This is a genomic window from Melaminivora alkalimesophila (assembly GCF_000282995.1).
In the GTDB taxonomy this organism is placed as follows: Bacteria; Pseudomonadota; Gammaproteobacteria; order Burkholderiales; family Burkholderiaceae_C; genus Melaminivora; species Melaminivora alkalimesophila.
On the sequence record NZ_ALEE01000521.1, the window covers coordinates 1 to 893 of the forward strand.

Consider the following 893-nt stretch of genomic DNA (forward strand, 5'->3'; position numbering starts at 1 on the left):
GCGGCGCGTGGCCGTGGTTGAGCGGGCCGTGCCCGTGGCCGGTGTGCACGTCGGCGCCGGCGGCGATCGCCCCGAGGATGTAGCGCCGCGCGCTGCGCACCGCCTCGGGCAGCGGTTCGCCGAGCGCCAGCTGCGCCGCGATCGCCGAGGACAGGGTGCAGCCGGTGCCGTGGCCGTTGTGCGTGGCGATGCGCGCCGCCGCCAGGGGCTCGTGCGCCGCGCCCGGCAGCGCCAGCACATCCACCACGCGCTCGCCCGGCAGGTGCCCGCCCTTGAGCAGCACGCCGCGCGCGCCCAGCGCCAGCAGCTCGTCGGCGGCCGCGTCGAGCTCGGCCTCCTGGGTGATGGGCCGCCCGATCAGCCAGCCGGCCTCGTCGAGGTTGGGCGTGACAAGCGCGGCGATCGGAAACAGCTCGCGCACCAGCACCGCCACGGTCTCCTCGGCGATCAGCCGGTCGCCGCTGGTCGCCACCATGACCGGGTCGAGCACCACATTGGGCAACCCGTGGCGGCGGATGGCGTCGGCCACCACCTGGACCACCTCGGGCGAGTGCAGCATGCCGATCTTCACGGCATCGGCCCCGATGTCCTCGGCCACGGCGTCGATCTGCGCGCGCAGCATCTCGGGCGGCACGCCATGGATGGCGCTGACGCCGCGCGTGTTCTGGGCCGTGATGGCGGTGATCGCCGTCATGCCATAGCAGCCGAGCGCGGCGAAGGTCTTGAGGTCGGCCTGGATGCCCGCGCCGCCGCCGCTGTCGGATCCGGCGATGGACAGCACGCGCGCGTAGCGCCGGCGGGGCGGCTGGGGGGGCGGCGCGGAGGCCGTGCAAGGATTCGGGTTCATGGGAAAAATTATCGGGCATGGCGCGCCCACCCCCGGCCGCGCCGCC

General features: G+C 74.9%; 1 protein-coding gene. It reads right to left on the reverse strand.

Annotated features, from left to right (window positions below):
* The coding region (gene thiD / locus A612_RS10165; RefSeq protein WP_019374385.1) for a bifunctional hydroxymethylpyrimidine kinase/phosphomethylpyrimidine kinase at positions 1-847 on the reverse strand (847 nt) is incomplete at its 3' end.
* Positions 848-893: the final 46 nt, after the last annotated feature.